General features: G+C 51.2%; 11 protein-coding genes and 1 pseudogene. 5 read left to right on the top strand and 7 right to left on the bottom strand.

All coding sequences use genetic code 11. The features are described 5' to 3' along the window. Positions 1-12 precede the first annotated feature (12 nt). From COW20_14475 to COW20_14485, 3 genes are all read left to right on the top strand, one after another. Positions 13-1011: a 2-nitropropane dioxygenase gene (locus COW20_14475; protein ID PIW46821.1), complete on the top strand. Its 999-nt coding sequence runs from the start codon at positions 13-15 to the stop codon at positions 1009-1011. Positions 1012-1031: 20 nt separating this feature from the next. Beyond that, positions 1032-1634, top strand: a complete 603-nt coding sequence (locus tag COW20_14480) for a YdcF family protein (GenBank protein ID PIW46882.1) — start codon at positions 1032-1034, stop codon at positions 1632-1634. 133 nt (positions 1635-1767) lie between these two features. Then, positions 1768-1959, top strand: a complete 192-nt coding sequence (locus COW20_14485; GenBank protein ID PIW46822.1) for a hypothetical protein — start codon at positions 1768-1770, stop codon at positions 1957-1959. A 21-nt stretch (positions 1960-1980) separates the two neighbouring features. On the opposite strand, the gene COW20_14490 is transcribed toward COW20_14485, so the two are convergent. The 5 genes from COW20_14490 to COW20_14510 form a co-directional block, all read right to left on the bottom strand. Beyond that, positions 1981-2955, bottom strand: coding sequence for a cytochrome oxidase assembly protein (locus COW20_14490; GenBank protein ID PIW46823.1), 975 nt, complete (start codon positions 2953-2955; stop codon positions 1981-1983). Between the two features lie 65 nt (positions 2956-3020). After that, positions 3021-4094 carry a hypothetical protein gene (locus COW20_14495; GenBank protein PIW46824.1) on the bottom strand — a complete coding sequence of 358 codons (1074 nt, stop codon included), beginning with the start codon at positions 4092-4094 and terminating at the stop codon, positions 3021-3023. Position 4095: 1 nt separating this feature from the next. Further along, positions 4096-4512 carry a hypothetical protein gene (locus tag COW20_14500; GenBank protein PIW46825.1) on the bottom strand — a complete coding sequence of 139 codons (417 nt, stop codon included), beginning with the start codon at positions 4510-4512 and terminating at the stop codon, positions 4096-4098. 104 nt (positions 4513-4616) lie between these two features. After that, complete coding sequence (locus COW20_14505; GenBank protein PIW46826.1) at positions 4617-5951, bottom strand: hypothetical protein; 1335 nt, start codon at positions 5949-5951, stop codon at positions 4617-4619. Between the two features lie 53 nt (positions 5952-6004). Beyond that, entirely contained in the window at positions 6005-8209 is a 2205-nt protein-coding gene (locus COW20_14510; GenBank protein PIW46827.1) for a hypothetical protein, read from the bottom strand. A gap of 199 nt (positions 8210-8408) precedes the next feature. On the opposite strand from COW20_14510, the gene COW20_14515 reads away from it, so the two are divergent. Next, positions 8409-9116: a lysozyme gene (locus tag COW20_14515; protein PIW46828.1), complete on the top strand. Its 708-nt coding sequence runs from the start codon at positions 8409-8411 to the stop codon at positions 9114-9116. On the opposite strand, the gene COW20_14520 is transcribed toward COW20_14515, so the two are convergent. Next, positions 9110-9664, bottom strand: coding sequence for a DUF366 domain-containing protein (locus COW20_14520; protein PIW46829.1), 555 nt, complete (start codon positions 9662-9664; stop codon positions 9110-9112). The two genes, COW20_14515 and COW20_14520, sit on opposite strands and share 7 nt — an antisense overlap. A gap of 1295 nt (positions 9665-10959) precedes the next feature. Then, positions 10960-11163 (bottom strand): annotated as a pseudogene (locus tag COW20_14525) (hypothetical protein). A 1083-nt stretch (positions 11164-12246) separates the two neighbouring features. On the opposite strand from COW20_14525, the gene COW20_14530 reads away from it, so the two are divergent. Beyond that, complete coding sequence (locus tag COW20_14530; GenBank protein ID PIW46830.1) at positions 12247-13233, top strand: NAD-dependent epimerase; 987 nt, start codon at positions 12247-12249, stop codon at positions 13231-13233. Positions 13234-13295: the final 62 nt, after the last annotated feature.

Genomic DNA, 13295 nt, shown 5'->3' on the forward strand with positions numbered 1-13295 from the left:
AGGTATTCAACCATGACATATCAAACCCCTTTTAGCGAACAGCTGGGCCTTGAGGTTCCGCTGATCTGTGGCCCGATGTATCCTTGCAGCAATAAAGAATTGGTGGCTGCCGTCTCTGCTGCCGGAGGGTTGGGTGTGGTTCAGCCCCTTTCAATGGTCTTTGTCTATGGCGATGATTTTCGTGAGGGTTTGCGTTGGATTCGCAGCCAGACAGATCGACCCATTGGCATGAATGTGCTGATTGAAAAATCGGCAAAGGCCTATGAAGAGCGCATGCAGACCTGGGTAGAAATCGCACTTGAAGAAGGTGTGCGCTTCTTTCTGACTTCTTTGGGCAACCCCCGCTGGGTGGTTGAAAAGGTGCGTCCGTTAGGCGGTATTGTCTATCACGACGTTACCGAACGCAAATGGGCCCTTAAAGCGCTGGAGGCAGACGTCGATGGCCTGATTTGTGTGAATGAGCGGGCCGGTGGGCACGCTGGGCAACGCAGTGCAGAGCGTTTACTGGCCGATCTCAAGGATTTGGGCAAGCCCTTGATCTGTGCGGGGGGGATTGGCGACCCCCAGGCGTTTCGGGAAGCCCTGGAGATGGGCTATGCGGGCGTGCAGATGGGAACGCGTTTTATTGCGACCCAAGAGTGTAAAGCCCATGAAGATTATAAACAGGCCATTCTCAAGGCCCATGCTGAGGATATTGTTCTGACCGATCGTCTTTCTGGCACGCCCTGCGCGATTATCAAAACCCCAGCTGTTGAACGGATGGGCATCAATGCCTCCTGGCTTGAGAAAAAGTTGCTTAAAAACCGCCGCACCAAATACCTGATGCGTACGCTTTATGCCTTGCAATCGGTTTGGAAATTAAAGCAGGCGGCCTTAAAAGGCAATGGCTATAAGGATTTTTGGCAGGCTGGTAAAAGCGTTGAAACCATTCATGAGGTTTTACCTGCTGCCGAGATCGTGAAAAGCTTTGCTGCAGCGCTTGAGTCTGAAGTCTCGGTCAGCGAAACTTGAATCGTCTGCGTCTGCCCCTGATGATTGGACTGGTTTGCTTGGGAGTACTCCTATTGGGGGGATTGGTGCAGACGGGCTGGATTTTGTGGGTCGGCCTGCACGACAGCAAAGATCGTGCCAATGTTGCTTTGGTGATGGGATCTCAGGTTTTGCCCAATGGTCAGGTTTCTCCCCGGCTCAAAGCCCGTCTCGATCGGGCGTTGGAACTCTATCAGAAAAAACAGGTGGCTTTTATTCTGGTCAGTGGAGGCTTGGGCAAAGAGGGCCATGAAGAAGGTGTGGTGATGGGACGTTATCTGGTGCGCAAAGGGGTTCCCCGTGAAGATCTGCTGGTTGATACCGAAGGCTATGATACGTTTCAAACCGCCAAGAATACCTTTCAAATGCTGGAGCAGCAGCATTTGCGCTCTGTGATTGTGGTATCCAGTTATTTTCATATTCTGCGCACACAACTGGCTTTGGCAAAATGTGGGGTTAGCCCGGTTTGGGGGACGTATGCCCGGATCTTTGAATGGCGTGATTTGTATTGGTCTTTGCCCCGCGAGATTCTTGGCTATTATGGCTATTTACTGCGCCCTTGTCCCACGGGGCCAGCCCTTATGGCCCCTGCTCCACTCGATTGAGCAATCCCATATCCGTTTGTACCCCGAAGCATGTATCATGAGTGCTGTTTGTCATTTCAATTCATTTCATACGCTATCCTCTGGAACAGATCTCAGCAAAAATCGTCTAATTAAAAGTAGAAAGGAGTGTATTATGAAATTTTCAGCCATGCGTCAACATAAGAAAATAAACGCAAATTGTGAACAAATGATGCAGGAGTATCTTGAAATGATTCGCATTGGTCACGAAGCACGTGCTGCCACGATTCGAAAACGTATTGTCACCCGTTATGGCAAAGAAGTTTTTGAAATTTTGAGCACGGTGAACGATGAAACAGAAGATTAAACAAAACTCTCAATTTGATGTTTAACCGCTGGTTACGGCCAGCGGTTTTTCAATGCCTGCGTTTTCAGCTTCTTCAGCCAGAACGCTGACGAGCAGTAAAATCAGGGTCAGCCAGATAGAGACCGCCAGAAGTAAGTGCACAATCTGAATCAGACCCGGGGCAGCCAAAAGAATATTGCTGAAACCCACCAAGAATTGGCAAATCGTAAGCGTGGTCAGCAAGCTGCCCAAGCGCATCCGGGGCCCTTCTTCATGATCTGCACGCAACGAAGAACTCAGAAAAAGCAAATAAAAAGCCAGACCTACTGCCAGAATCGGATGTATCAGGCGCAATTGTACCAGAAAATGCGTGCTGCCAGAGAGATCTTCCTGTAAACGGGCAAAAATACCTCCCTCTACAAAAATAGTCGTGGGAAAGAGTGTGTCCCCCAAGGCGGTCACAGCGCCACTCATGCCTGTGACGATCAGGGCAGCCATGGCCAGTAGAAGGGGCCATTTTGCCTGTCTGTTTTGGTTCCAGGCCAAGGGGGCAGGGTGAGCCGACCACCAGGCTACGAGTGCTGAGGTTGCTGCCAGGGTAAAGGTATTGATCAGGTGCAAAGCCGCTGTAATAGCGCGGGCTACGGAGGTATTCTGGGCGACCAGTTCAAATTTCACCAGACCGGCTCCCAAGGCCGCCTCACTGAGCAGAAAGAAAAGGGTCAGGGCTGCAGCTTTGCGAACAGCATGCTGTTTGGGAAAAAGTTTCCAGGCCCAGATCATCATCCCCAGAACCAGAGGCAGACAGAGGCCACTGGTCAGTCGGTGGGTAAATTCAATCAGGGTTTTGGTATTGGGTGCAATTGGCAAAACAACGCCATTGCAGGTGGGCCAATGATTGCCGCAGCCAGCGCCAGCCCCACTGATGCGTACCCAGGCGCCCCAGAGAATGACACCCACCAAAAAAGCAAGCAGGCCCCAGGCGTAACGTGTAAAGGCTGGTGAGGGTTGTTTCATAGCTGTTTGCTCCTGCCCATACTATAGCAGATTCACTTTTGTCTCAGGCAGAAGATCGTCTGGATTTAGAAAACAAAGACTTCGTTGTTTTGACCAGGATAAGCCAGTTCCTGAATGGTATAACCGCCATCAGGACTGAGGTTGATTTGGCTGATCGCGTTTTGACGATCATGAGAAACATAGAGTACGGAAGCATTGGGAGATAAGGTCAAATAACGGGCTTCTGAAGTGCGCAGTTCAATTGGTGGCAGGCGTTTCATTTGGGTGCCCTGGAGTTCGTAGCGGTGAATTTTATTGTCGATTGTGGCATAGAGAAAGCGACCATCACGACTGATCACGCTGTTGTAGAGGATCCCCACGGCCTTTTCAGAGCTGATTAAGTTATTGCTGGCCCCCGAGGCGATATCATAGGAATAAATTTCAACTTCACCTTTGAGCTGGTGCAGAGCATAGAAATAGCTTGCATCGGGTGAACTGAGGCCAACATTGTTGCCAAAGGGAATGCCGTGGTCGAAGGATTGCACATTGACCACCCGTTTTTGAAGGATATCGATCGTGGTGCGGGTGATTTTATCTTCATCAAATGCCACAGATTGAACCAGATTGGGGCTTCTGCCCCATTCCAAATTGCCTGTGGCAAAGTTTTGTACAATATTCTGCCAGCCGCCCTGAACCAGGTTGAGGCTCATTAACTGACCCTGCCCCTGGCGCGTGCCTGCAGCATAGAGTTGACCGTCACGCACGAGAAAGTCACTGGGCCAAAGCCCGGCCTGAGAAAAAGAGGCCACCCGGCGGATCAGCAGTTTTTCAATATCTACTTCAAAAAGACTGAAAAGAGGCTGGGTATCGCCTTCGCGGCTGCTGAGATAGAGCTTGCGCTCCTGCTGAACTCCATCCACAGAAAGCACCTGGCCTGGCACAAAAACAGAGCGTACCGTATGGCTGCTGAGATCCATGACTTTGAGCATGGTGAATCCCCCACTGCCAGGTTCCATGGCGCAGAGAAAGCGATCCGGTGTACTGCGGGGGCGTGCCGCTGCAGCCTGAAGTATTGCGGTGCTTTGCGCGTTGGGTACAGGTGTTTGACAGGCGCTGAGAAGTGAGGTGATGCTTAAAGCCAGCAGAGCCAAGCGTTTCATTTTAGTTTACCAAGCCCGCCAGACGGTAACGGTCTTTCAGATCCCGGTAAATATCCTGCCAGCCATTATTGGCTGCGGTTTTGATCACGAGTTGTGCTTCTGAAGGGGTGGTTCGGGCGCTGCTGACCACACTGCCATTGCGTTTAATCGTGGTTTGGGCAACGACAGCAAACCCATCAAGCGGACGACGCACGAGGGAATGCTCAGCCGTTTCACCATTGTCGTGGGTCAGGGTAATCAGCAACTCTGTACGATCGGCAGAATAGCTGTAACGTGCGTCTGTAATCGCACGTGTGCTGGGGGCTGATGCTGCATTGAGCAGTTGGGGAGTGTTTGGGGTGCGAAGTGCTTGTACATTATTATTACAGGCCACCAGACTCATGCCGAGAATAAGAAAACCAGAAGCTTTTTTCAACATGGTCATTTCTCCTGAAATATGATCATAATTTAATAAAATCTTAGCATAAAATTAAATCTTTCGCAAACTCAGGCCCGCCCCAGGGCTTGCTGTTTGGCCTTGCACTATGTTTCTGGCTGAAGGGCTGAAACTTCAATATTCTGATAATAATGTTGAATAATCTCAGTTGCGCTTTTTCCATCAGCAGCCATTTGCCGGGCACCCCATTGAGACATGCCCAGGCCATGCCCCCAACCGCCCCCTGAAAAAACAAATTCCTGAGGGGGGGTTCCATTGCTTTGCGGGGTCCAGAGTGTACTGGAAAGACCTGCAGCAAAACGGAATTTATTTGCATCTGCTTCGGCCTGTCCTTGGCTGCCTTTAAACAGAATACGTTTGGCCCGGCCTTGGGGTGTTTTTTCAAGAATTTCAATTTCACGCAGACGGCCTACGTTGAGGCCCAATTTTTTGAGGGCTCCCTGCAGTTGAGCCTGGTTCATGGTCTTGCTCCAGCGATAGCGGGGAGCTTCCTGATCAAAATCTTTGACGGGTTGGATATAGGGCAGGTCTGTGCCCCAAACTTCCTGTGCGGAGTCGGTCATGCCCCCAGAACATGAAAAAAACAAGGCGGTAATGGGTTTGCCCTGATAGGTAATGATTTGGTTCTGGGTGGCTTTGACGGCCTGACTGGAACTGGGTTGCTCGCCTTGAATGCCGGTATACATTTGGTCTGAAGTATCGGCATTCATATCAAAGCCCAGGGCTTCACGTTTGCGCCAGTTTGAAACCGCATAGGTGCGAGCGGCCATGGCTTGGGCTTTGAGGCTTTCCAAGGGCCAGGAAGCAGGGCTTTCAGAGGGCACGACGCTGAGCAGATAGTCTTCAAGCATCACGGTATTGATCAGATTGAAACTTGCTGGGTTTTCAGGGTGGGGGCGAATTTCTAAACTGCCCCGGTAGCGACTGCCATTGATGGAGACCCGATCTGATTCATTTTCGAAACGTAAAACCCCTTCAAAACTTCCCAAATCCTGACCTTCAGCAGTTTTAATCTGAAAACCGCCGGCTTGGGCCTGAATTTGAAAGCGTGTATTTTCGAAATATCCCAAGCGGACCGTGCCTTGGGGAGTATCCACGCATAAATTGCCTTTTTCAACTGAAAAACTTGCTTGTTTTTGGGCCAGGGAGACGCCAATCCGCAAAGGGGTGACTGAAAAATCAGGCAGGCTTTCCATTGTCGGAGAAACATGGTTAATCTTTTGCATTTCCTGAAGCCAGGCTTCGTGGCTGGCGAAGAGATCTGCGCCTGGCCCTTGAAGGGCGCTTGTGTCAATCTGGAGACGGTCTTGCGGGGCCAGGGTTGCTGGAATGCCTGAAAGGGTGGGTTTTGACTGGGGGCTTTGCAGGCCTCGAACGCCCGTCAGAAGCGGGGGAAGAAGAGCTGAAATGCGAAAATTCATGTTCTTTTCAAGACCAAAGACCGGGATGCCCCGGTCTTTGGTTCGCTACTTTCTTAAGGGGTGGCGCCAGGCACGGCCTTGCGACTGATGATTTGCTCATACATGGTCATTTCCGGTGCTGTGGGCTGATAGCCTTGGCGGAAACGGTTGAGCAATTCAAGTGCCCATTGCAGTTCAGGATCGGCGGCTCCGATATTGACCATGACGCTGCCTGGGGTCACAGGGGCGGGCTGACCCACCTGGGGCTGTGCAGGAGCTGTAGGTGCTGTCGGGGCTGCTGGAGCCGTGGCTCCACTTTGCTGCATGCGGTTATAGATATCGGTATAAGCTGCGATTTCCTGTTCGTTGGCCTGATACCCCTGTTGTACCATCTGCTGCAGCTGCATGGCCCACTGAATTTCCTGTTGGCTGGGGGCTTGTACGCCCGCGGGAGCGGCAGGAGCAGTGGGGGCGGCAGGCCCTACGGGCTGTTGGGGCTGAACAGCAGGCTGCTGGGCTTGAGCCTGTTGTTGCGCCAGCAACTGTTGATAACGCGCATAAATTTGGGTATAGGCATCCACTTCCTGTTGGGTGGGCTGATAGCCTTCAAACTGAACCTTGTGTTGCAGTTGCAAGGCCCAGTCAATTTCAGACTGGGTGATATCGCCAGACGGTGCGCTGACGGGGGCCGTGGGGGCAGCCGGTATTGTTGAGGCGACCCCAAAATTGGCGAGCTTCATTTGAATTTCATTGTATTGTTGCAGTTCCTGAGCTGTGGCACGAATGCCTTTGGCCATTTTGTCCTCAAGTTGATTGGCCCAATGGATTTCATCCATGGTGGCACCTCGCTGGGGAGCCACAGGCTGTTGGGGTTGCTGAGGTTGACCCGGAATTGTCTGCACAGGCGGTTGCGGTTGTGTGGGCTGGGCGGGCGCCGCAGGCTGTTGCTGCTGGGCCTGATAACGGGTATAGATATCCGTGTAACGGGCAATTTCATGCTGGGTGGGGCGATAGCCCTGGGTATCGATCCGCTTTTGCAGATCCATGGCCCATTGCAGTTCTTCCTGACTGACGGTTTTGTCTTCTACCACGGGTGCGCTGACACCGGGATCATAGGCCGGTTTTTCTGGTTTGGCTGGTTGCGAAGGTGCTGTTCCAGGATTGGCCGGTTGGCTCTGATAACGGGTGTAGATGTCATTGTAGCGATCGGCTTCGGCCTGGCTGGGGCGATAGCCTTGAACAATCCGATCCTGCATTTGCGAAGCCCAGTCCAGTTCTTCCTGGGTGACAGGACGCAATTGCCCAGAGGGTTGAGGCATGCTGGGGCTGGGAGCAGGTTGTTGCGCTGCATAGCGTTTCTGAATATTGTCGTAGGCTGCAGCCTCTTGAGGGCTGGGGCGATAGCCTTGAACAATCCGATCCTGCATTTGGGTGGCCCAGTCCAGTTCCTGTTGCGTAACTGCACCCTGAACCGGAGCTGTGGGGCTGGGAGCATAAACAGGTTGTTGGGGGGGCTGTACCATGACGGGCGGTGCGACCGGCTGTTGAGGAACCGGCATTTGCGGAGCCCCATTCATTTGCTGGCGGGCCTGAATATCCTGGTAACGGTCATATTCCTGCTGGCTGGGTTTATAGCCAAAATTTTGCACGCGGGTCATCAGATTCTGAGCCCAGAGCAAGTCTTCCTGAGAAACAGGCAGGGGATTGGTGGGGCCGGGCTGACCTGAGAGTTTGCGACTGACCACGGACTGCAGTACAGACTGCATTTGGGGCGTGGCAATATCAGAGACTGCAGGTTTGCCATTGGCATCAAGATAGCCGTCATTTAGGCCCATTTGAACCTTGAATTCTTTGACAGCTTCACCGGTGGCATAACCATAAATGCCATTGACATTGGCTTTGATACCGGCAATATTCAGTTTCTGCTGCAGGTCGCTGACACGGGTTTTATCGCCACTTCCGGGTTTGAGAGTGGCGGGGTTATTGTCTACATCATTTTGAAAGACTTTATAGGCGCGCAGATTGTCATCGGAACGGTAAACATCGTTGAAATAGGATTTCATCTTATCAAACAGACCCACTTCAACGGCAGGAGCGGGTGAGGGCATGGGCATCTGAGGTGAGAAGCGGGCCTGATCAGCCCCATAGGCAGGCTGGGGATAGGGAGCCTGCGGCTGAACATATTGTTGCGGGTAGACCGGCGGCGGACTGCCTTGAACCGGTACCGTTGTTGCCATCGGTATTTGCGGGTTGTTGTAGTTCACATTGCCGTTGAACATGATAACCTTCCTTGCGCTATAGCTAATCTCCATTATACTATAGGCAACTGATCCAGATTTCTTTCTAATTTTTGCCTAAGTTTTTGTTAAGAAAAGATCTAATTTATTATTTTGAGGGCTTCCCTTGCCACTTTTAGATCCGACGATCTCCTCTCGCCATATAAGATTCCGTCCCTTCTTGAAAGGAATCGGTATCCTGATGATTTTTTTATTTTTCATCGCTTTAGGCGGCGTGGCTTTGATCTTAAAAGGAGATCTCTGGTTGAATAGGCCCTCTTTGAGACGCTATCCGATTCAAGGGCTTGATGTTTCTGCGCATCAGGGAGAAATTGACTGGCCTCAAGTTGCAAAAGGACCTTGGAGTTTCGTCTATATCAAGGCCAGCGAGGGAGGCGATTTTCGTGACCCGCGTTTTGCTCTGAATTGGCAGGGGAGTCGTGAGGTGGGGCTTTTGCGCGGAGCTTATCATTTTTTTACTTTTTGCCGCAGTGGGTCAGAACAAGCGCAAAATTTTATTTCACTTTTGCCTTCTGAACCCGATTTACTTCCGCCCGTCGTTGATCTGGAATTTGGGGGCAATTGCAAAAAACGTCCCAGCCAACAAGCCTTGGTGAAGGAAGTGCAGATCTTTTTAGACCAAGTTGAAAAACATACCCATCAAAAACCACTTCTCTATGTCACGGATACCTTTGCCAAAACCTATCTGAAACAAAACGCTTTTTCTGATTATTCCCTCTGGGTGCGAGATATTCTGCGCGAACCTGTTCTATTCAATCAGCGGGTTTGGCTTTTTTGGCAGTTCAGCAATCGGGGACGCGTAGCCGGTATTCAGGGGTTTGTCGATCAAAATGTTTTTGCCGGCAGTCCAGCCGAATTCAGGCGTTGGTATAGACCCCAATCTCAGTGAACCCAGCGTACCTTGGTCAAGGCCAAGCGGATAGAAGCATCTTCTTTGGCATAGGCATTGAGGGTTTCCTGGGCAAAGGTTTGCCAGTCAATTTCATAATCGGCTAAGCCGCGGGTTGAGACGGGGGTATTGGCACTTGAAATATTGATGCCAAAGTGAATCAAGCCAGAAACAGGGCTAACGGTGGCAATTGAAACCGAAAGTTTGTTTTTGGCGTCATAGAGATCATCCCCTGAACGCCGAATCTGGTTTTGACCGTGGGCGTGAAGTAAATTTTGAATCTGAGCAGTAAGCAGACGTTGGCGCAAGACCATGGTTTCGAGGGGTGTTTGGAAATGTTCAATCAGAAAATGTAACATCAGTTCACTGAAAATAGGGGCATCGGCGTGAACATCTTCGAGGTCTACCATGTCATTAAGTTGTACACGGCAGGGGCCAGCAAAGGCGACCATGGCGTCGCCACGCAGGCCAAAGTGGTTGTAAATGAAATGAGAGGTCAATTCTGGGCCATAATAGGGCAAGGGATCGGTGTGGAGGTGGATATGCATGCGGGCTCCTTGGTTTGCTGCCTGATCAGAAGTCAGTTGGCACTTATTTAAGGCTATAATTTAATTAATACTATAACTCAGAAAAGGTGAGCACTATTTTCAGACAGTCTATTCTTCGGGTGTATCTGGCTCTTTTCCTGGTCTTGAGCATCAGTTTAGGTGCCATTGCTGAAGGCCTGCCTTATAACGATATCGATTATAAGCATTGGGCGGCTTTGGAAGCCAAAGTCATGTATGACAAGAGCATTATGCGCGGCGTGACCTACGACCGTTTTGGCGGAGATCTGCCCTTAACCCGTTTTCAATTTGCTGAAGTGCTCGACCGCATGCTGGGTTCGAAAGTGATTCCCAATACGACTGTGCTGATTATTTCGGATGTCTTGCCCGATAGCCGTGAATATAAATTTATCAACCGAGTGGTTCAAGCGGATTTGATGACGATGGAAAGTGGCCTGTTTGAAGGCTTGCGCCCAGTGAACCGCTATGAGTTTGCCCAGAGTATGGATCGCCTTTTGACGTATTTAACGGCCTCTCCCCCCATGCCCCGTGAAAAAAAGATCGAATTCAAAGATGTCGATCGCGAACATGAAGAAATGGTGCAAAAGCTGACCAATACCTGGCAATTAACCAATGGCTATGCCGATGGAAAATTTCGGGGTACGAGTAAAATTACCCGCTATGAAGCCCTGATCATGGTTGCCAAGGCCGCGGGCTTACTCTATGAAGATGTGAAGCAGGCTTTGGCGCAGCCCCGTCCCTCGCCTCCGCTGGAGCAGTTGATTGAAACTTCAGCGCCTTCTACTGGCAAGCCACCGGTGACAGGGGCACCACCCGCCACCGGGCAACCTGTTGATAATCTGACGGCCATAGAGCAGCTTTTAAATGCCTCTGGCAATCCTCCCTCGAGCTCTGCGCCGACTTCTCCTCCTGCAAGCACGAAACCCTTGCCCACGCCTGTGCCAACCCAAAGACCGGTGCCGACACCGACGCCAAAACCTTTGCCTACACCCAAACCGACACCCGTACCCACCGCAAAACCGGCAAGTGCCAAACCCAGTACTCCGGCTGGAACCCCCAAGCCTGTCAGTACAGGGGGCTCGACCTTGGATGAGCTTGAAAACCTCTTGAACGGAAGCTCTAAACCCAGCGCCAAGCCCACGGCAAAACCGACTGCCAAACCCAGTACCGCTCCAGCCACTCCCAAGCCTGCGACCAGCGCAGATCTTCAAGCGCTTGAAAATCTTTTCAATCCAGCGGCTTCTTCTGCTCCTCCCAGTGTTTTGCCTTCACCCAAGTTAAGTGCCAAACCCACGGTTCAGCCTTCGCCCAAGCTGAGTGCCAAACCCACGGTTCAGCCCTCGCCCAAGCTGAGTGCCAAACCCACAGTTCAGCCCTCGCCCAAGTTAAGTGCCAAACCCACAGTTCAACCCTCGCCCAAGTTGAGCGCCAAACCCACGGTTCAGCCTTCGCCCAAGTTGAGTGCCAAACCCACGGTTCAGCCCAGTGCCAAACCCAGTGTGGTATCCCCCAGCCCCAAGGCCACTCCTGTACCTAAACCCAGTAAATCACCTGGCGATCTTTCTCTGGAGGATCTTGAAAACCAGCTTAAGAATCTCAGTGCCAGCCCTGCGCCGATGGCCAGTAAGGCTGCTCCCAGTGCTGCGCCTACCCTGAAGCCTGCTGACCCTGACAGTTTGGTGAATATTCCTCTGCCCACGGCCAGCAGCACGCCTGTGCAAACGGTGATGGCCAGCCCTACTCCCAAACCCGCAGGCAGTGCTTCTCCCGTTTCAAGTGCTTTGGCTCCGCTGCATAACCGTATTCTCTTGACCGGCACGTATAAACTGCTCTATGAAGAGCGGGTTCCCGCCTCGATCAAAGAGGGCTTAAAAATGAACGATGCAGAGCAGACAGTCAGTGGCAGTGCGGGAATGGCTGGAAATCTCAATACCCTGATTTGGTTCGGTGCTCCGCAAACAACCTTGGGTAATTTGGGGCTTGCACTGGATATCAGCTCTCTCAGCGGATTTGACTATACCAGCAATGTCGGCAACCAGAATGGCACCCTTACCGAATTGGTCAATGCTGACTTGGCCGTTTTGTATAAACTGGTCAGCAGCTCAAGTTTTGACCTGGCAGCTGGTTTGGATGGCTATTACCGCATGACCGGTAGCAGCAATGACCCACGTAATCATTATTTTCTGGCTGCCCGTTCGTATATCGGCGCGGGTCTGCGTCTCCAGGCGGCTTATCAAATCTTTGAACCGCTTTCACTTGAGTTTAGCGTTGCGCCGCACTATGTTATGCAGGACCTGAGCAATATTCAATTGGCAGGCTTGCCGCTCAGCCGCTGGGATACCCTGATCAATTTCATGATCAATTGGGATATGTTCAGTATGGGCCAGAGTAAGGTTTCGCTTAATCTGGGCTATCAGGGGCTTCTGCTCTTTGATTTGGGTTCAGACGCCAGCCAGATCTACCATGGCGTGACCTTTGGTACAGGATATAACTTCTGATCAGGTATACTGGGAGAGCGGCTCAAGAAACCGCTCTCTGACCTGAATCATGAAGGATAGCCAAACGTGTTTTCGCAATATCAGCAGCAAAAAGTTTTGATCCTGGGCGGCCTGGGATTTATTGGCAGCAACCTGGCTCAGCGCTTGGTGGCTGTTGGAGCCAAGGTGACACTTGTCGATAATTTCTTGCCCGATCATGGCGCCAATTGGTTTAATCTGGATGGCATCCGTGAGCAGGTTCAAGTACATCTTTCTGATTTGCGCCAGGCAGAGGCGCTGCGTGAATTGATCCGCGATCAGGCGGTCATTTTCAATATTGCAGCCCAAACCAGCCATTCTGACAGTATGCGGGATCCCTTTCTGGATTTGGATATCAACGCCAAGGGCAATCTCACTTTGCTGGAGGCCTGCCGTGCGGTAAACCCTGAGGCCCGGATTGTTTTTGCGGGTACGCGAGCGTTTTATGGGGCACCCCCCACTTTGCCCGTGAATGAAGCTTCTCCGGTTTTGCCACGGGATATTTACTCGATCAACCGTTTCGCAGCTGAGCAATACCATTTTATTTATCATCTGCATTATGGTTTGCCGGTAACATCACTGCGGATTGGCAATATTTATGGGCCTCGGGCCCAGATGCAGCATCCCAAGTACAATGTTTTGAACTTTTTCGTCAGGCTCGCACTTGAAGACCAGTCGATCAAAATCTATGGCGATGGTATGCAAATCCGTGATTATCTGCATGTGCAGGATGCCTGTGAGGCGATGCTACTTGCCGGATTACACCCTGCAGCCGTGGGGCAGATCTTTAATATTGGGGCGGGTTTTGGCTCGGCCTTTATTGAGCTTGCCCGTACGATTATTCGCCTGGCGGGTTCTGGTCGGATTGAACAGGTTGAATGGCCTGCGGGCAGTCGCAATTATGACGTGGGTGATTTTGTGATGGAAATTGGCAAAATTCAGAATGATCTCGATTGGCAACCCCGACGGAGTCTTGAAGAAGGGCTTCAGGATACACTTGAATTCTATCGAAAAAATTATCATTACTATTGGTAAAGGAATATAAACAATGAAAACTCTGAAATATACTTTTGCATCCCTGGTTCTGGCTGCTTCCT

The organism is bacterium (Candidatus Blackallbacteria) CG13_big_fil_rev_8_21_14_2_50_49_14 (genome assembly GCA_002783405.1).
Classification (GTDB): Bacteria; Cyanobacteriota; Sericytochromatia; order UBA7694; family UBA7694.

Excerpts from the sequence above, each read along its gene's own strand:
- COW20_14475 (PIW46821.1), top strand. The coding sequence starts at position 13 with ATGACATATCAAACCCCTTTTAGCGAACAGCTGGGCCTTGAGGTTCCG.
- COW20_14480 (PIW46882.1), top strand. The coding sequence starts at position 1,032 with ATGATTGGACTGGTTTGCTTGGGAGTACTCCTATTGGGGGGATTGGTG.
- COW20_14485 (PIW46822.1), top strand. The coding sequence starts at position 1,768 with ATGAAATTTTCAGCCATGCGTCAACATAAGAAAATAAACGCAAATTGT.
- COW20_14490 (PIW46823.1), bottom strand. The coding sequence starts at position 2,955 with ATGAAACAACCCTCACCAGCCTTTACACGTTACGCCTGGGGCCTGCTT.
- COW20_14495 (PIW46824.1), bottom strand. The coding sequence starts at position 4,094 with ATGAAACGCTTGGCTCTGCTGGCTTTAAGCATCACCTCACTTCTCAGC.
- COW20_14500 (PIW46825.1), bottom strand. The coding sequence starts at position 4,512 with ATGTTGAAAAAAGCTTCTGGTTTTCTTATTCTCGGCATGAGTCTGGTG.
- COW20_14505 (PIW46826.1), bottom strand. The coding sequence starts at position 5,951 with ATGAATTTTCGCATTTCAGCTCTTCTTCCCCCGCTTCTGACGGGCGTT.
- COW20_14510 (PIW46827.1), bottom strand. The coding sequence starts at position 8,209 with ATGTTCAACGGCAATGTGAACTACAACAACCCGCAAATACCGATGGCA.
- COW20_14515 (PIW46828.1), top strand. The coding sequence starts at position 8,409 with ATGATTTTTTTATTTTTCATCGCTTTAGGCGGCGTGGCTTTGATCTTA.
- COW20_14520 (PIW46829.1), bottom strand. The coding sequence starts at position 9,664 with ATGCATATCCACCTCCACACCGATCCCTTGCCCTATTATGGCCCAGAA.